This window comes from Janibacter zhaoxuefangae (genome assembly GCF_050271985.1).
Taxonomy (GTDB): domain Bacteria; phylum Actinomycetota; class Actinomycetes; order Actinomycetales; family Dermatophilaceae.
The window spans coordinates 2,639,751-2,656,986 of the sequence record NZ_CP189849.1 but is presented as its reverse complement, the minus strand read 5'-3'; the positions used below and the strand labels follow the sequence as shown (position 1 = coordinate 2,656,986).

Genomic DNA, 17,236 nt, shown 5'->3' with positions numbered 1-17,236 from the left:
GAGAGGGACGAATCCGTGATCTGCAAGCCCTGCCAAGAACCGCACGCACCCGAGGACTGCATCGACGAGATCGCGTCGCCGCCCAGGCAAGGAATTCAGCGGTGGTGCTACTGCCAGCACGCACCGCGCCGCACCGACCTCGATGCCGATCAGAGCGGCGTTAGGTCGTTCCCTGCAGGGGCCGAAGAGCGCGTGATTCGTGACGAATCACGACCGACTTCCACGTGAAGTACGCATCGGGTCTAGGCGGCCGCCTCCCCGCTTGGCACCGTGACCCCGACGTGTGGCTCGCGCAGGTTCTCGTGGCGATGGACGAGCATCCGCTGGGCAACTCCGCGCCGTGCCAGAACCCTGAGTGTGGGGGTCCTGTCGACCGCCTGCCGAACACGCGCGGTCCGGTCGGTCTTTACTGCTCGTCTTGGAGCGCAGGTGCGTAACGAGCTGCGCGAACGCCGAGCCATGTTGCGCTGGTGGTTGACGCGTCTTCCTTCGCCGACCGGCCGCGAACGATAGTCGGGCCGGGGATCTAGTGATCGAGGCCGTAGAGGCGACGTGCTCGACGGAGCATCTCGTCCTCGTCGAGTTCCCCGCGCTCGTAAGCGGCGACGTCGGCCTGAGCAGCGTCGGGGACACGGCCACCCTCCATCTCCGTGCTGTGTCGGAACTGGCGAGCCTCCTCCCGCCGACGAGCATGCTCCTCTGGACTGATGCCGCTCACCTCGCTCACCGAGTGCCCACGAAGAGCAGAAGAAGGCCGATGGCTCCGAGACCGGTCATCGTCTCCAGTGCCCGCTTAGCACTTCCGTAGGAGATCCGGTCGCGGCCACCGACTGGATCGTCCCGAACGAACATCCACACACCAATTGCCAGTGCCGCGGCGATGGTCAGCAGGCCCAGCGCAGTCACGACGTCACCTCTGCGGTCATTGCAGACCCTCCTCCTGCGCCTTGGCGCGCTTGATCGTGCGGTACACGGTGGTCACTGAGACACCTTCCCGGGGTGCAGGCCCTGGGCCTTACCCCCGGGGGTAAGGCCCGAAGGCGCCCGGAGCAGAACGAGCGAGTGCACACACCGACACCCAGAAGCAGGCTCAGGACCGCGCGAGGCAGATTGGGGGCCTGACCCCGCCATTGCCGCTCTCAGGGCAGTTTCGATCCTCGCTACTGTGGCTGGGCTTATTGTGCTGGGTGCGCCGCTACTGCTAATGATCTCCGTGGAGTCGACCGGGGGGTAGACGGGTCAAGGCGGGAACTGGCGCTGTAGCGCGGTCTGCAAGAGCACGTTAAGGGGCATCATGGCTAGGGCGTGTTGCTCAGTTGGCCACTCTCTGCCACCGCGACGTGCGCTCGGTGACAGATCAGTGCTGGCTTCCGTGGGCCTGCGCATCAGTGGCCAACTGGCCAAACACGAGAGAGTCCTGTCGCTCTCCGCGAATCAGGACCGCGCCACGAAGATGCCCCTCACGTTGAAACCCGACCTTCTCCAGCACCCGGATGGAGGCGATGTTCTCTGGCCGGCAGGTAGCAGCTACCCGCTCGAGGCCCAGGTCTTGGAACGCCAGCCGCACCAGTTCTGCGGCTATGAGCGTGGCGTAACCGCGGCCCCAGTATTCGGGATGGAGCAGGTACCCGATCTCACCGACTCGATCTCTGGTGCTGGTCGTCCAGATCGCGGCGGTGCCGATCACTCTCTCTTCCGAGAGGACGGCCAGCTGGCGCTGCTCATCGTCTGCCGAGAGGACATGGTCGAGAAAGGTGTCGGTGTCTTCGGGTGTGTTTGGCCCCCACGGCTGGTGGCGGCAGACCTTGGGATCCGACGCGAAGGCGTGGATGTCGTCGAAATCGGCGCGCCGGAAGGGTCCTAGCGCCACCGGGCCCAGTTCGCTGAGAATCTGTCGCACCCGGGTCACTGTGGCACAGGACCGTGGCGGCGCCAGTTTCTGAAGGAGGCTGACGGACCCAAGTGGCTCGTGGGGATGCCGGAAGGCTCGACGATCCCCGTCGTGGTGTACCACCGTTGGGTTGATACAGCGTTCGTCAACGACAGCACGTGGGGTCGGGCGTGTCGCGAGTACGACGTGGCTGAGACGATCGTTTCGCGTGATGTCTCGTGCCCCAGAGATTCTCCGAGTGAACCGCCTGTAAGTCTTCGTCTCGGCTGGCCTGGGGCTGGCTGGCAGGGTTGGCGTCGGTCACCCGGTGCGCGTTGTGACTCCTGAATCGCCTGACCCCCCTTGGGGGTGTCATGCCTGGGATCTGTCCAGCGTGCGCTGGGTGCCGGCGCCGACCCTGGCCCACAACGATGGCTTGATCAGAAGCATGTCCACCAACGGGATTGCCGTCCCGGTGGTGTGACTCATTACAGGCCCGCCTCGTCGTGACTTCTCACCCGGGCTGACGCCGGCAACGACGTCCAACCCGAACAAGTGAGGAGAACATCGCATGCCCAGTCTGCCGGTCACGGTGGCTGAGACCTACCGCTACGTCGTAGGGGTCGACACCCACGCCGCAACCCACAGCTACGCCGTCGTCGATGACCGCGGGGCACTGCTCGACCAAGCCACCTTCCCGACCTCCCCGGCCGGGCTGCGTCGCGCGAGGGACTGGATCGGTCGCCGCACCCAAGGTGATCTCGACTCGGTGCTGATCGCCGCCGAAGGAACTGGCTCCTACGGGGCTGTTCTCAGCGACGTCCTGTCTGATGCGGGCTACCGCGTGGTCGAAGCACCAACCCCTCGGCGCGAACGTGGCCGCGGGAAGACCGACGCTCTTGACGCTGTCCTCGCTGCCCGTGCCAGCTTGGTCATGCCGCTGGCCTCGCTACTACGTGATCGCGCGCGCCGGCGCGCACACCGCGCTGCGGGTCCTCACCGTCGCCCGTGAGCACCTCAACGTCGAGCGGACCAGGTGCATCAACGCACTGACCTCGATGCTGCGCAGTCACGACCTCGGCGTCGATGCCCGAAAGTCTCTGACTTCCCAGCAGGTCACCACCATCGCTGGATGGCGACGTCGCGAGGAAGGGATCGGGACGGCGACCGCCCGCGCTGAGGCAGTCCGACTGGCCAAGCGCGTGCTCGTGCTCGATGAGGAGCTGTTCGAGAACCGTCAGCGACTGACCGAGATCGTCACCGCCGAGGCGCCCGAGCTCCTCGAATTGCGCGGCGTAGGCGCCGTCACCGCAGCCATCATCCTGACCGTCTGGTCCCACCCTGGACGCATCCGTAGCGAAGCGGCCTTCGCCGCGATCGCCGGCACTGCACCAATCCCCGCCTCGTCCGGCAACACCGTGCGTCACCGCCTCAACCGCGGCGGCGACCGCCGGCTCAACCGGGCACTGAACACCATCGTGCTGACCCGCATGCGAACTGACCCAGACACCCGGGCCTACGTCCAACGGCGCCTGGCCGAGGGCAAGACCAGCAAGGAAATCCGACGCTGCCTCAAGCGCTACGTCGGACGGCAGATCTTCCGCACCCTCGCCGCGACCCACCCAGGACCAGAAGTGCTCGCGCCAGCTGCTTGACACGACATAGAAGCATCCCCCACAAGGTCCAGCCATACTGGCCGACGATCCCCTGGAGTCGTGCCCGCGCGATCTTCGACCGGCGGTGGCGCCCGTAGTAGGCCGTCACCAGTGCGTCGAGCTGGTCGAGGTCAAGATGACACTCCCCCCAGATGTTGCCAAGCTCGAACGCGGCGTCGTTGTTGCCCGAATACTCGTAGTCGATGAGCCAAACCTTCTCGCCATCGTCGACGAAGTTCTCCGCGAGCAGATCGTTGTTGCAAGGAACTGTCCCGACGTCGCGCACCGCGAGGGCCTTCTGGATGCGGCCAAGGGCTTCGGCGTGGTCGAGATACCCCGGAGGGAGTCGGAACCCGTTTCTCTGGACTGTTCGAAGGTAGCCTTGCCGACGCTCGAACATGTTGAAGGTCCCTTGGAATGCCGGGCCCGCATGCAGTTGGCGACACGAGAGCGCTATCCGCTCGATGACGCCCTGGTCTCTAATGGTCTCCCGACTGAGAGTTCTGCCGTCGAGGAACTCGATGACCAACACGCCGAGGTCGGGGCGGTATGCGACGACTGGAGCCCCAACACCCGCCTTCTCGGCAGCACAAGAGTTGTGGTATTCCACATCACGGTCGATATCGAGAGCGTCCCCGCCCAGACCCGAGCAGCGCGCGACGAAGCGCCCATCGGGCGTAGTCACTTTCAAGTTGCGGTTCGTGAGTCCACCTGAGAGTTCGGTGATGAAGCGCGGGCGGCCAGCAAGCGCCGGGATCTGGTCAAACAACGATTCGAGCTGGTCGTCCTGAAGAAAGGCGGCCGACATCGGACTCCTCGATTGCTAAGCAGATCAGCGAATGGTCAGAAGGGCTCAGTATCTGACGCGCACGACACTACGGGCCGCTAGGTCGAAAGGTCTAGACCCATTGTTCGCCAGGACGCGCCTCGCCCGGCACGCCGGTGAAGCAACTTGCGGTCGGATGCAGACCCAGACCGCTGGTCAGCGCCGCGCCGAGGCCGGACGTACCGAGGTCAATGCCACGGAGTAGATCGTGCCCAACGTATGCCCGGAACGTTTCCTACGGTGCTCCTCGAGGTGGTGCTGGGCGCAACCTCTCCACCCCCGCGGCGCTGACCACAGCAACGTCAGCGCTGACGCGACAGCATCCTCTGGGTCGGTCCACACCTACCTGTGCCGCGCAGCACTCGTCCACGGGTAGCGCCACCTGCGGAGCGGCAATGGTTGACATGCTCGCAAAAGACTAGACTATTGACTGAACGGCGCATCGACTTCGATGCCTCTCGACGACATGAACATCTTCATCGCAAACGAGGAGCAGCCACCATGATCACCCGACTGCAGGATCGCGTCGCCCTTGAGGCCGGCCCCGCCATCGGCCCGGGACTCGCCAGCGGCGGCCCCATAGCCAAGAGAAGAGCTGCGGTCATTAGTGGCGATCTAGCCCCTGCGGCTCGCAAGGCGGCTGCTGCCGATGAAGTACGGAAGTGGTTCGCGCCCTCGAACGGCACGAAGAAGGACAAGGTAGACAACCTTTCCCAGACAGCACCTCGCCACGGCGGCAGCGTCGGTATCGCTTTCGGCACCGCCCGCTGCGTCCCGCTCGAGGACGTCTCGACTCTCGACCTCGGCCCCTACGCACTCTTGGCCAACGACGGCCCATCCTTCATGCCGACCGGGAGCTTCCTCATCGACGGCGACATCTCGGTGCCCTACGTAAGGCCGGTGCTGTGATGCCAACTACCGACCCCAGCCACCCATCGGTGGAAAAACTAATCAACGACTGGAGCAGACGAACAAACCGTGCTGTCATCTTCGACTTCAACGGCACCCTTTCTGACGACGAGTCCATACTGCTGAACAGCTTCACCGATCTCTTCCACAAGTACCTCGGGTGGCAAATGACTCCGGAGGAATACACCGAGCGGCTACTCGGACACAGCGACCGAGAAATCGTTGAAATCGCGGTTCGCACGCATGGCGGCGGCGACTCGGTCCTGGTTGACGAGCTGCTGGCTAGGCACGGAGACCGCTACAAGCAGCTGGTAGCAGAACGTTCTCCGATCACTGATTCGGCTGCGGAACTGGTGGCACACCTGGCGCGCCTTGAGGTTCCTATGGCGATCGTGACAGGCGCGCAACGTGACGACGTCCTTGCGGTCTTGAACAACTGTTCGACCGGCGAGCACATCGACTTATTCGTCACGGTCGAAGACGTCGAGCACGGCAAACCTGACCCCGAGGGGTTTCTTAAGGGTGCGGCGCTGCTGGGTGTCGAACCCCAAGACGTTCTTGTTTTCGAGGACTCCGTCCCGGGTATCCAAGGCGCGCTTGCCGCCGGAATGCGGTGCGTTGCCGTCACCGGAGACAACCCTCGTCCTCATGTGCTTGCTCAAGGCGTCGCGACCACCCATCGCCTGAGCGCCGACCTGCTCGATGTGTGAGCGGACGAAGAAGAAGCGACTCGTTTGAGCTGCTACTAGAGTGGTCGGCCAGCTGCAACGGGCACGTGCGTTCAGAGCCTGTCTATCGTCTCGTAGGTGGATAACCCTCCGTCTGCTCGCGGCCGCAGGTTGATCGCCTCCGCCTCGATTGTTGTCGACGCCCGTTGTTATCTACTCGGGGAAGCTCAACACACAGGCAGAACTGATGCCGCCCGGGGGCGCTGTCAGCACAGCGACTGAGGGGACGCTGCTTCGGATCTAACGACGGCGCCGAGACGGGTATTGATCTGCTTCCAGTCGACACGTTGCGGCAAAAACTCGGTGCTCAGTTCCGGAGTCGGCGATCTCGTCCTTCATACGCCGATGCGAACTACCTCTCGAGCACCGTTTGGTGGGCGTTGACTTCTTTTCATCCCGACGCTTCGTCGAGGACCGCTGCGGCGTCGCACCTTCGCAGATTGTTCACGCTCGCTCGTCAAGAAACGCCCGTTGGAGGGCATCGGCTGCTTGCCCTAGCGCAGTCCTCGCTTTCTCGAAAGCGCCTGGGAACTGAGCGAACCCGTGAGTGCTGCCGCGGTGCAGGTGCACGGTCACTGGCACGTCCGCTACACGAAGTGCCTCGGCGTAGCGCAGACCCTGCGGCGCAATTGGGTCGCATTCGGCAACGACGACGACAGCTTCCGGGAGTCCTCGCAGGTCGGCGCAGTCAAGGGGTGAGCTTTCCGCGCTGTGTCGGTCGGTGGCGTTCGGCAGGTAGTGGTCCTGATGCGACACCAACTCATCACGGGACAAGACGAGGCCCTCGTACTGCGGGTCGATGCCGACGCCGAGGTCGGTGGTTGTGACGGGATAGAACAGCAGTTGCAGACGGAGCGGTACGCCCATCATGCGTGCCCGGATGGTCAACGCAGCGGCGACGTTCCCGCCGGCGCTGTCGCCCGCCACAGCCAGGCGGTCGACGTCAAGGTCATGTTCCGCGCCATGCCCTCGGACCCATGACAGCGCTGCCTCGGCGTCGTCGACGGCTGCTGGGAAGGGCTGCTCGGGTGCGAGCCGGTAGCCGACGTTGAGCACGGCGCATCCGCTTCTTTGAGCCAACTCACGACACATGTGGTCGTGGGTGTTGATGCTGCCGACCACCCAACCTCCCCCGTGAAAGAACAACACGACGGGCAGGGTGCCCTCCGTCGGTCGGTAGAGCCGCGCTTGCACGCGCGAATTGACCGCCATGTCCCGAACCACAGACACCGGTAGCGGTGCTCCGCCGGTTCGCAAGCTTTCTCGCTCATAGCAATCGCGGGCCCGCGCCGGCGACATCAGATGCAGGCTCGGCCGGGCGCGGTTGGCTGCCTCATCAAGAGCCGCAGCGGCTTCACGGCCGGGTATTGTCGGCACTACAGCGCCTCGAGGTAGCGGGCCACTTCCCAGTCGGTGACAGCGATTGACTGGGCCTTCAGTTCCGCACGCTTCATGGCGAGGAAGTGATCAACAAATTCCTCGCCCAGCCACTCGCGAGCGACGGCGCTCGCCTCCAGAAGGTCCAGGGCTTCCGCCAAGCTGGTGGGCAGCAACGGCACCTGCTCGGCTGGCAGCGCGTAGATGTCCATGCTGGTCAGTCCTGGTGGCTCCAGCTTGTTGTGCACCCCATGGAGCCCGCCGGCCAGAAGGGCAGCCGTGGCGATGTAGGGGTTGGCGTCAGCTCCCGGCTGACGGTGCTCAAGCCGGGTGCCGTTCTCGCCTTCGCAGATCGCCCGCAAGCCAGCGGAGCGATTATCGATGCCCCACGTGGCGGTAGTACCCGCCCAGGAATAGGGGACATAGCGGCGGTACGAGTTCGGCGTGGGCGCCATCAATGCCGTGAACTCCGCCATCGTGCTGAGGACACCCCCAGCGAAGTGCCGCATAGTCTCAGAGATCTGGTGGGTCTGACCCGGGGCAAAGAAGGCCCCGGCGTCTTCCTTGTCTCGCAGGCTGACGTGGATATGACAGCTGTTGCCCGCCCAGGCGCCGTTGGGCTTTGCCATAAAGGTGGCTAGGAGCTCGTGCCGGGCAGCGACCTCTTTGACTGCGGACTTAAAGAGAAAGGCATCGTCGGCGGACTTCAGGCTCTTGTCGTACTGCAGGGTGATTTCGAACTGTCCCGGACCCGTCTCGGGGTTGCACGCCTCGATCGGCAGCCCGTACTCGAGCATGCGATCGCGGATGATGGCGCCGATCGTCTCCTGGTGAGATCCCAGGACGACGCCGTAGGTGCTGGGCGCCTCCTGCAAAGGAACTAGTTCGTCAGCACGTTTGAGATGTTTAGTGCCAACTTTCTCCTTGAGCAGGTAGAACTCCAGCTCCAACGCGCTCATTGGCTCAAATCCCATCGAGCGAGTGCGTTCGACGACACGCTGTAACACGCTCCGGGGCGAGATCGGGACGTGCCCACCATCGTGGGGCAGATGCCAGTCAGCGAGGAGCAGTGCCGTGTCCTCGTGCCAGGGAACTAGGCGCAAGGTCGCCGGATCGATCTTGGCGAAGATGTCGGGGTAGCCAAGCCGCTCAGTCGGGAAGTACCCGTTGATTCCCTCTGGCTTGGCGACAAGGCCGGACTCGTCGACGTGCATCACCCAAAAAACATCACAGAGCGGCATACCGTGCTCAAGCATGCGGGACAATTGACCGGTCGGCATTCGCTTGCCGCGCATTACGCCATGGGTGTCGCATCCGCCCACGATGACGGTGCGGACTCCGTGCCGCTCGAGGCAGGCGATCAGGTCGGGGTCCTTCTGCAACTCTTCTTGGAGGTTGATCACGCGTCGACTTCCTTCTTGGCAGCACTGGAGGCGCCTAACATGAAGCCGGCGTAGCCGCGGGCAGCGACGTCCTCGGCCTCGCGCCGGTACCGGCCGCAGCCGGCAACGTACGGCATGAATGTGCGTGGCTTGCCGGGGATGTTCGCTCCGACGTACCACGAGTTGGCTTCGGGGTAGAGGGTGTCGGCCGCGAGTTCGGCGACGTGCTGCACCCATTGGTCCTCAGCGTCCACCGACGCTTCGATGCGGTTGATGCCGTTCTGGCTCAAGTGGTTTAGGCAGTCCGTGATCCAGTCCACGTGCTGCTCGATGGACACCACCATGTTGCTCAGGACTGAGGGGCTGCCCGGGCCAGTGATCATGAACAAGTTGGGGAATCCGGCGGTCTGGATGCCGAGGTAGGTGCGCGGCCCGTGGGCCCACTTGTCTGTGAGGAGGTGGCCCCCGACGCCGCGAATCTCGATTTCCGTCAGCGCGCCGGTGATGGCGTCGAAGCCGATCGCGAAGATGATGGTGTCGACGTCGATCTGTCGGTCACGAAGCTGGATGCCCGACGTGGTGATCTTGACCAACGGGTTGGAGCGGATGTCCACAAGTTCGACATTGTCGCGGTTGTAGGCCTCGAAGTATCCGATGTCGGTACAGGTGCGCTTCGTGCCGATGTGGTGGCTGGGACACAGGAGTGTCGCCACGTCCTGATTGCGGACTACTGAGCGGATCTTCGCCCGAGCGAAGTCCTGCGCGACTTTGTTCGCCTCCTCACTGGTGAAGAAGTCAGTGAAACCCGAGGACAGTGCGCTGATACCTCCCCGCTGCCAGCCCTCCTCAAACCGCTGCCGGCGCTCCTCGGGGGTGGCCTGCGCCGTGGACCTGTCTGGCGAGTCCACCGGCACGCCGCTCTCGGAGAGTTCGCAAACGGTGCGCCGTTCACGCCAGTCCGCAGTCAGTTCACGCCACTCATCGTCTCGCAGTGAACGGTTGTGCGCCGGCATGCTGTAATTCGGTGTCCGTTGGAGAACGTACAACTGGTCGGCGTCCTTGGCGACCTGGGGGATGGTCTGGATCCCCGACGAACCCGTTCCTACGACGGCGACCCGCTTTCCGGTCAAGTCCACCGGCCGGTGCGGCCAGCGGCCGGTGTGGAACCACTCCCCCGCGAACTCTTCGAGCCCCAGAACCTGTGGCTGCTTGACGGACGACAGGTTGCCGGTCGCCATGACGACGTAGGTCGCTACCAGTGTCTCGGCGTTGTCGCAGGTGACGAGCCACGCACGTTGCGCCTCATCCCATGTAGTCGACACGACACTGGTGTTGAAAGAGATCGGGACTGCTGCACGAACGGGTGACAGGTTGGGTCACGCAGCCTGAGTGGCGGGCGTGGTCATGATGGCTTCGTATTCAACAGGGGTCAATCGTCCGAGGCCGGCCTGGCGTCGGCGTCGGTGGTAGGTCCTCTCGATCCAGGTCACGATCGCGATCCGGAGCTCCTCGCGGGTGGCCCAGGCGCGGCGGTCGAGGACGTTCTTTTGGAGCAGTGAGAAGAAGCTCTCCATGGCCGCGTTGTCCCCGGCCGCACCGACGCGGCCCATGGATCCGACCATGCCGTGCCGGTTGAGTGCGTGGACGAATTTCCTGCTTCGAAATTGCGATCCTCTGTCCGTGTGAACCACCACACAGCCGGCCACGTCGCCGCGCCTGGCGACCGCGTTGTTCAGCGCCGCGACCGCCAGTCGCGACTTCATCCTCGAGTCGATCGAGTAGCCCACGATCCGGTTGGAGTAGACGTCCTTCATCGCGCAGACGTAGAGCTTGCCTTCCGCGGTCCAATGCTCCGTGATGTCCGACAGCCACAACTCGTTCGCGGCATCAGCCTTGAACTCGTGCCGGACGACGCCGTGCTTGTCGACCACGGCGCACAGGTCGTCGTGGACCGGTGGACCGGGCTTCTTCGCCTTGCCGTGCTTGGGCTTGCCGAACACCGACCACCACCCCAGCTGGGAACAGATCCGCCACGCTGTCCGCTCCGCCATCGCCTCACTGCTGCGATGCGATAGCGGCCTCGTCGACCAGGAACCGATACCCGAACTCCGGGTCGTCCTTGTGGGCGTCGAACAGCGCGTTGGCGCGGTAGGCCTCGACCAGTTCTGCGTCGGTGACCGGCGCCTGGAGCCAGCGGTAGTAGGGCTGGCGAGCGATCTTGAGTACCCGGCACGTCACCGTGACGGGGATCCCGTCGACGGCCAGCTCGCGGACGAGCGGGTACATCATTTTCCCGGCAGATTGGCCTGCGACAAGTAGGCAGCCGCCCGGCGCAGCACCTCGACTTCTTGCTCGAGGAGCCGGTTGCGCCGCTTCAACTCGCGTAGCTGGGCGTTCTGGTCCTCGGTCATCCCGGGCTTGGTGCCGTCTTCGACGTCGGCGGCGCGCATCCAGGAGTTCAACGTGGTCTGGTGGATCCCGAAGTCCTTCGCGATCTGCTCCAGCGGGGTCTTCGGATCCCGGCTCCTGGCGACACGAACAACGTCGTCACGGAACTCGCGGGGGTAGGGCTTGGGCACAGCGACATCCTCTCAAGCCTGCCCGTCGGGCAAGCCAGTTCAGTTGTCACCTATTCGTGCAGCAGTCCCATGGTCGATCCCTGCAAGACGTCCCTTGACATCAGACGAAGCGTCTGCGCTACTTATGCCACCCGTTGTACAACAGGCGCAACATCAGCGAACGGTAGGTGACACACTCGTGACTTCGCACAGCAGGGGCGCTGGCGGATCGGCCGAGGGAGTGGAGCGCTCGGAGGCGTTCTCATGGCCAACCAGCGTGACTGGCAACGCCTGGAGCGTGATGCCAGCCGCACCCATCGTGGAGACGCTGGTTCCGGTGCTGCTAGAGAAACCACACGCCGTGGTGATTCAGTTCGAGGACGGAGCCTCGCTAACAGCGGAGGCCCTGCTCGCGCGCGCGGAGCAGTTCGCCGCCTACGTGTCCAAGCGTGTTCCTCGCGGAACTCCTATCGCTGTGGCCATGGGTAACCGTGCCGAATTCTTTATCATATGGCTCGCATTGCTTGGTACCGGCCATCCGATGGTGAACATGAATCCTGCGCTCACCCAAACGGAGGCGGAACACATGCTACGGGACTCTAGAAGTGCGTGGGTTTTAGCCGAGCAGCAAACGTCTCAACTCTTCCGCTCCGCCCAGACCAAGTGTCCCGATCTATCGGAAGTGCTAATCCTCGGCGAACAGGAACCTGACGGATTGCTTGCCTTTTGCGACGAAGACGATTCGTTTGATCTACTTTCCGCGCCTCCCTCAATTCATGACACGACCTTCATCACTTATACGTCGGGCACCACTGGGATGCCTAAGGGTTGCGCCCACCTGCAAGGCGAAACTTGCAGATACGTTGACGTGGTTGGGCGACTCTACGACCTGCGGTCAACAGACAGCTTCCTCAACCCTCTCCAATTCTTCTACGGGGACTCGATCTGGCTGTTCGCCCTTTCGTTGAAACTTGGTGCGCCATTCGTCTCAATGCGGAAGTTCAGCGTCAATCGATTTTGGTCCGTAGTTCAGCAGTTTGAAACTACCGTGCTGCTGGGTATTGGAGCCATCCCGAATCTTTTGCTGAAACGCGAGCCCACCACCGACGAACAGAATCACACGATGCGAATGGCGCTGCAAATCGGAGTTCCACCGCGACACCACCGGGAACTGGTCGAGAGATTCGGATTACCTTGAACCTCATCGCTGGCTTCAATACGCCGGACGAAGGCAGTATCCACGTCAATGGTCGCGATGTTGGGCACCTCCCACCTCATAAGCGAAATTTGGGGGTGGTCTTCCAGAACTACGCTTTATTTCCCCACTTGAGCGTTAGCGATAATGTGGCGTTCCCGCTAAAGCAGCGTCGGGTTAGCTCATCAGAGCGGAAAAAGCAGGTTGCGCAGGCGTTGGAAACGGTGCACTTGCATGGAATGGCTGACCGGCGACCAAGTCAGCTTTCAGGTGGGCAACAGCAGCGTGTAGCCCTGGCACGGTCTATCGTTTTCAAACCCTCCGTGCTACTGATGGACGAACCATTGGGCGCGCTGGATCGCAAACTTCGAGACAGCATGCAATTAGAGGTGCGCCGGATCCATCGTGAGGTTGGAAGCACTGTTATCTTCGTGACCCACGATCAGGAAGAGGCACTGGCTCTTTCCGATCGCATTGCGGTTTTTCGTGACGGCAGAATCGAACAGATCGGCACCGGTAGGGAGTTGTATGAATCTCCGGCTTCCATCTTTATCGCAACGTTCCTCGGGGAGTCCACGTTGATTGCGGGGAAGGTAAGAAGCGATGGTCGGGGTTCTTTCGTCGAAGGTGCGGCGAAGGTCCGCGTGAACGGCTCTTTGCCTGATGGGTCAGCAGGTGTCGTTATGGTGCGGCCGGAGCGGCTCCGACTGGAAGCTGCGGGAGCGGTCTCGGCCACCGCGGAGCAAAACGCAGTCGAGGTTACGGTACTGAACGAGATGTACTTGGGTTCCTCGCGCAGGCTTGGCGTCCGATTGCCTGACGGGACCACTGGCCTGGTCAGGGAGCCAGCTAGTACGGCCTCTGCAGTTCGCGCCGGAGACCGTGCCGTTCTTCGATGGCCTGTGAATGACGGCGTCCTCCTAGTTGCAGACCCTGCGGCGGAAGCGGTCAGCGCATCGCCCGCCTTCCAGGAAGGGCACGTGGCCCCGGGACGGTCGGCCGGTTAGTGCCAACCGGGGCCACGGCCTTCCGGTGGCCCGGGGTCTGCCTTGGGGTGCCGTGACAGCCTGGGAGGTCAAGACCCTGCCCCCGCCGAGCGGTTGGGCTAGAACGATGCGTCACAAGGGGATACGAAGTGCCGTCACTGCAGGATGTCTGGAACGTCACTCGTCTGAGGTTGCTTGTAGAGCTGGAGAAGTGCAGCAGCTTGTCGCAGGCGGCCGAGGCGGTTGGTGTCAGCCAACCTAGCGCCAGCGAGCATATTCGCTTGTTGAACGCTGCCGCGGGAGAACCGATTGTTGAGCGCTACGGACGGTCGCTACGGCTCACCCACGCGGGTCGCGTGTTAGCCGTCTACGCCTCCCAAGCACTCTCGAACCTCACTGCCGGCGAGTCCGCCCTTGCCGCCCGCGCGGGACTGCGCACCGGCACGCTCGAGCTCGGCGCGTCTTCGGTGCCTGGAACTTATTTGGTTCCAGACATCATCGAGCAGTTCCAGCAGGAATGTCCCGATGTCAACGTGCACGTGTCGGTGGGATCGACCGCAGAAGTTCGTCAATGGCTAAGTTCGGGTCGAGTCACGTGCGCTGTCACGTGTGGTGATATGCGCGACGAGCGCCTGACAGTGACCGCCCTTGGCCCTGATGAGATCGTCGGTGTAGCCAGACCCCGCTTCCTTGACCTGTCCTCGGACGGCTATGTGGACGCCGCCGCCCTCGATGATTTCACGCTTCTGGTTCAAGAAACGGGCTCAAGCACCCGCGAGTACGCCTTGGGACTTTTGTCCGGCACTGACTACTCGTTCCGCAACGTATGGGAACTGGGTTCGGTGGACGCGGTCAAGCGGGCGGCGCGTCGAGGCCGTGGAGTCGGCTTCCTGTCCACTCACACCATTGCGGACGAGCAACGGCGGGGGGAGGTCGTCGCTTTCCGGGTGACGGATTTGCCTTCGCCAGCGCGGCGAGTGTGTTGGGTCCGGCTGACGCGGGCGTCTGTCAGTCCCGCCGAAACGTACTTCGAGTCGATGCTGCGGTCGCACCTCTCCCGCGCGGGTGGGGTGTAGTCGTTAACCGGACGTATCGGGTAATCCGATACATAGCCGGCTGGAACTCCCATCTGCCGATGTGGCAGGCGCGAGTGCCGAGGATTCATTGACTCGACTTATAGTCCGCTCCTATCGTTCAACGATCGTTAGTTGATCCCAGACGACTTTAGGAGCGGCGGATGCAATCAAGCGGCCTCCCACTTGTGGAGACTCCAGATGTCCTGATCGTGGGGGCGGGTGTCATTGGTACGTCGATTGCTATGGCCCTCTCCCATCTTGACGTGGACGTTGCGGTCGTTGAGCGGCGACACGACGTCGGCGAGGAGACGTCCCGCGCCAACAGCGGTATCGCTAATTGCGGCTGGTCTCTTGCGCCGGGCAGCCTTGAGGCGCAGTTGGTTTGTGCCTCGAGTCCGCGGTGGGAGGACATTGCCTCGAGGCTAGGTGTCACGTTTCGCCGGGTGGGCCTGACCCTTTTGGCCTTCTCGGAGGAGGAGGCATCCGGGATCTCGGCGTTGTGCGAACGAGCCACGGAGAACGGCGTCACAGTCCGAGAGGTGCGCGGTGATGAACTCGCTGAAGTTGCTCCGCACGCCTCTGGTCGGGCGGTAGCCGGCATCTATGTCCCCGATGAGGGGGTCGTCGACTCAGTGCGGTTGCCAGTCGCATTCGCCGAGCTCGCCTCCGTTAACGGGGTGCGCTTCTATCTGGGGGAGTCGGTGGTCTCAGCCTCTTTAGGCAATGGACAGGTCGAAGAGGTGCTGACGACAAAACGTCGCTTCCGGCCGCGGTTTGTCGTGAACGCCGCTGGCCTGGGGGCGGACTTCGTTTCGAAGTCTCTAGGCGGCGACGAATTCTCCATCACTCCGCGCCGAGGGCAGTGGGTTCTGCTCGATAGGGAGTTCGGGAAACGAGTTCCGTCGATCCTCACCGGAATGCCGGGGAAGCTCGGTCACGGTCCGATGGTTATCCCGACCGCCCACGGGTCGGTGCTCATCGGTCCGGACGCAGAGGACCTCGAAGACAAGACAGATAAGTCTACGACCGGAGCAGGTCTTGACGACGTGGTGGATCGGTGTCGTGTCTTGATGCCGGACATTGACACGAAGTTCGCTATCAAGACCTTCGCGGGTCTGCGACCCCACAGCGACAAGACGTACCGCGTCGGCTGGTCTGAGACTGCAGGGAACCTCCTCCAAGCCGCGGGCATTCGCTCGACAGGGGTCTCCTCATCGCTGGCGATGGGAGACCACATCCGTGATTTGCTCGTCGGAGCGGGGCTCAGCGATCGGCTGGACGCGGGAGCTCGTAACGACCTCGAGTACACGCCGCCGCTATGGGCGGACGGCGACTACGCGCGGGTTGCTAAGGACCCGTTGGGCCGCACGGTGGTGTGTGCCTGCGAGAAGGTCACCGCTGCCGACATCCATCAAGCCCTGCGGGAGCCGTTGCCGGCGACATCCATCGGGGGAGTGGCCAGACGGACCCATGCGACGTGGGGGCGTTGCCAAGGTTCGGCGTGCCTGTCCGGAGTCTCGTTCATCACCTCGCTCTATACCCCAGGAGAGGCGTGGGAAACGCCGATGCATGAGCCGGGATCAACGCTTGGCGCGGGGGTGACGACCGGTGAGTGACGTGGTCGTTGCGGGTGCTGGACGTACCGGCATCTTGGTGTCGCGGATGCTCGCGGAGCGTGGAATCGGTGTAACGCTCGTCGAGCGATTGCCGGCTCCGGGGGGCCAGGAGCCGGAGACCGATGCCGCTCAGCTTGCTCGGGCCGCGTCGCGCGCCGGCGTGCGGATGATGCTTGGCACTCTCGCGGCCGAGTTCCGCCAGGGTCAGGTCCATACCCTGGGGGTAGAGGGTGCAGTCACGCTGTCGGCCGATGCACTCGTCGTGGCTACGGGATCTCGGCCGCAAACGCGTGCCGAGCTTGGCATCGCAGGGGAGCGCGGTGCCGGGGTCATGCCCGGGTCCGCGACCCGGCACCTCCTGGACTCGGGTGTGCTTTTGGGCCGTCACCCGCTGGTGATCGGAGACGGTCATTTGGCTGAGGAGCTCTGCTCGGCCTTAGGCTCTGCCGGCGCCATCACGGTGACGTCGGTTCGAGCCGGGTCGGACGGGGTTGATCCATGGCCTGGCACGAACACCTTCACCGATGCCCGGGTTCTGAGCGTGCACGGTTTTCCCCGGGTGAACCGGGCAGTGGTGTCCCAGGGCGATCGCCTGACCCATGTGCACGCGGACGCGGTGATCTTGGCTGCCAGTCGGGTTGCGATGCGCAACATCGAGGGGGCTGTCTTCGGAGGACCCCACGTCGTCGAATGCTTCAGCCTCGCCGAACCCAAGACGTTCGACAACGCCGAAGCAGCGGCGATGCAAGCCTGCGAACAAACCATGCTCACGTTGCGCTGACCGTCAAAAACGCCTGATCAGGAGACCCCAATGCAAGTGCTTTCACCAGTTGGAGAGTTCAAAGTCGCCGTCGACGGCGTACGTATCCGTGACGGCCGGCTGGTTGTTCACATGTCCATGGGCGCCTGGCGCTCCGAGGCCACGCTCGAGCGTGGTGACCTGCCCTACGTTGGTGTCGCCGCGAGCTTGCTCTTCGGCACGTTCTATATGGGTCGTCAGTCAGTAAAAATCGCCCTCAAGGCCCGAGAGTTGGGCTCACGATGACTGTGGCTAAGTT

General features: G+C 63.3%; 15 protein-coding genes and 2 pseudogenes. 9 read left to right on the top strand and 8 right to left on the bottom strand.

The annotated features are described in order from the left end of the window. Positions 1-526: 526 nt before the first annotated feature. The 3 genes from ACQBAS_RS12525 to ACQBAS_RS12515 form a co-directional block, all read right to left on the bottom strand. A complete protein-coding gene (locus tag ACQBAS_RS12525) occupies positions 527-727 on the bottom strand; it encodes a hypothetical protein (protein ID WP_427384117.1) in 201 nt (66 codons plus the stop codon). Beyond that, complete coding sequence (locus ACQBAS_RS12520; protein WP_427384116.1) at positions 724-906, bottom strand: hypothetical protein; 183 nt, start codon at positions 904-906, stop codon at positions 724-726. Before ACQBAS_RS12520 ends, ACQBAS_RS12525 begins: the two co-directional genes overlap by 4 nt. A 451-nt stretch (positions 907-1,357) precedes the next feature. Beyond that, entirely contained in the window at positions 1,358-1,900 is a 543-nt protein-coding gene (locus ACQBAS_RS12515) for a GNAT family N-acetyltransferase (protein ID WP_427384115.1), read from the bottom strand. Positions 1,901-2,441: 541 nt separating this feature from the next. Here ACQBAS_RS12515 and ACQBAS_RS12510 point away from each other — a divergent pair. Next, positions 2,442-3,525, top strand: a pseudogene (locus ACQBAS_RS12510) (IS110 family transposase). On the opposite strand, the gene ACQBAS_RS12505 reads toward ACQBAS_RS12510, so the two are convergent. After that, a complete protein-coding gene (locus tag ACQBAS_RS12505) occupies positions 3,443-4,333 on the bottom strand; it encodes a choline kinase family protein (RefSeq protein WP_226283157.1) in 891 nt (296 codons plus the stop codon). The pseudogene ACQBAS_RS12510 and the gene ACQBAS_RS12505 overlap by 83 nt on opposite strands. Positions 4,334-4,852: 519 nt before the next feature. Here ACQBAS_RS12505 and ACQBAS_RS12500 point away from each other — a divergent pair. Both ACQBAS_RS12500 and ACQBAS_RS12495 read left to right on the top strand, forming a co-directional pair. Next, positions 4,853-5,260, top strand: a complete 408-nt coding sequence (locus tag ACQBAS_RS12500; protein ID WP_192912056.1) for a hypothetical protein — start codon at positions 4,853-4,855, stop codon at positions 5,258-5,260. Further along, positions 5,260-5,970: an HAD family hydrolase gene (locus ACQBAS_RS12495; RefSeq protein ID WP_192912055.1), complete on the top strand. Its 711-nt coding sequence runs from the start codon at positions 5,260-5,262 to the stop codon at positions 5,968-5,970. The genes ACQBAS_RS12500 and ACQBAS_RS12495 overlap by 1 nt, the downstream gene beginning before the upstream one ends. A gap of 462 nt (positions 5,971-6,432) precedes the next feature. Here ACQBAS_RS12495 and ACQBAS_RS12490 read toward each other — a convergent pair whose 3' ends face one another. The 4 genes and pseudogenes from ACQBAS_RS12490 to ACQBAS_RS12475 form a co-directional block, all read right to left on the bottom strand. Continuing rightward, the gene (locus tag ACQBAS_RS12490) at positions 6,433-7,200 is read right to left on the bottom strand and encodes an alpha/beta hydrolase (protein ID WP_192912054.1); all 768 of its coding nucleotides are present in this window, start codon (positions 7,198-7,200) and stop codon (positions 6,433-6,435) included. Positions 7,201-7,364: 164 nt separating this feature from the next. Further along, positions 7,365-8,768, bottom strand: a complete 1,404-nt coding sequence (locus ACQBAS_RS12485) for a glutamine synthetase family protein (protein ID WP_226283155.1) — start codon at positions 8,766-8,768, stop codon at positions 7,365-7,367. Further along, a complete protein-coding gene (locus ACQBAS_RS12480) occupies positions 8,765-10,069 on the bottom strand; it encodes a flavin-containing monooxygenase (RefSeq protein WP_427384113.1) in 1,305 nt (434 codons plus the stop codon). The genes ACQBAS_RS12485 and ACQBAS_RS12480 overlap by 4 nt, the downstream gene beginning before the upstream one ends. A 54-nt stretch (positions 10,070-10,123) precedes the next feature. Further along, positions 10,124-11,326, bottom strand: a pseudogene (locus ACQBAS_RS12475) (IS3 family transposase). A gap of 256 nt (positions 11,327-11,582) precedes the next feature. Here ACQBAS_RS12475 and ACQBAS_RS12470 point away from each other — a divergent pair. From ACQBAS_RS12470 to ACQBAS_RS12445, 6 genes are all read left to right on the top strand, one after another. After that, positions 11,583-12,503 carry an AMP-binding protein gene (locus ACQBAS_RS12470; protein ID WP_192912059.1) on the top strand — a complete coding sequence of 307 codons (921 nt, stop codon included), beginning with the start codon at positions 11,583-11,585 and terminating at the stop codon, positions 12,501-12,503. Then, positions 12,500-13,507, top strand: a complete 1,008-nt coding sequence (locus ACQBAS_RS12465; protein ID WP_226283159.1) for an ABC transporter ATP-binding protein — start codon at positions 12,500-12,502, stop codon at positions 13,505-13,507. The genes ACQBAS_RS12470 and ACQBAS_RS12465 overlap by 4 nt, the downstream gene beginning before the upstream one ends. 128 nt (positions 13,508-13,635) lie before the next feature. Continuing rightward, on the top strand, positions 13,636-14,562 hold the full coding sequence (locus ACQBAS_RS12460; RefSeq protein ID WP_048696987.1) for a LysR family transcriptional regulator: 927 nt from the start codon (positions 13,636-13,638) through the stop codon (positions 14,560-14,562). Between the two features lie 161 nt (positions 14,563-14,723). Beyond that, positions 14,724-16,178: an NAD(P)/FAD-dependent oxidoreductase gene (locus tag ACQBAS_RS12455; protein ID WP_083433649.1), complete on the top strand. Its 1,455-nt coding sequence runs from the start codon at positions 14,724-14,726 to the stop codon at positions 16,176-16,178. Next, a complete protein-coding gene (locus ACQBAS_RS12450) occupies positions 16,171-16,959 on the top strand; it encodes an FAD-dependent oxidoreductase (protein WP_083433650.1) in 789 nt (262 codons plus the stop codon). Before ACQBAS_RS12455 ends, ACQBAS_RS12450 begins: the two co-directional genes overlap by 8 nt. Positions 16,960-16,989: 30 nt before the next feature. Further along, the gene (locus tag ACQBAS_RS12445; RefSeq protein ID WP_048696996.1) at positions 16,990-17,223 is read left to right on the top strand and encodes a hypothetical protein; all 234 of its coding nucleotides are present in this window, start codon (positions 16,990-16,992) and stop codon (positions 17,221-17,223) included. Positions 17,224-17,236 lie beyond the last annotated feature (13 nt).

Coding starts and splice junctions, on each gene's coding strand:
- ACQBAS_RS12505 (WP_226283157.1), bottom strand. CDS start 4,333: ATGTCGGCCGCCTTTCTTCAGGACGACCAGCTCGAATCGTTGTTTGAC.
- ACQBAS_RS12500 (WP_192912056.1), top strand. CDS start 4,853: ATGATCACCCGACTGCAGGATCGCGTCGCCCTTGAGGCCGGCCCCGCC.
- ACQBAS_RS12495 (WP_192912055.1), top strand. CDS start 5,260: ATGCCAACTACCGACCCCAGCCACCCATCGGTGGAAAAACTAATCAAC.
- ACQBAS_RS12490 (WP_192912054.1), bottom strand. CDS start 7,200: ATGGCGGTCAATTCGCGCGTGCAAGCGCGGCTCTACCGACCGACGGAG.
- ACQBAS_RS12455 (WP_083433649.1), top strand. CDS start 14,724: ATGCAATCAAGCGGCCTCCCACTTGTGGAGACTCCAGATGTCCTGATC.
- ACQBAS_RS12445 (WP_048696996.1), top strand. CDS start 16,990: ATGCAAGTGCTTTCACCAGTTGGAGAGTTCAAAGTCGCCGTCGACGGC.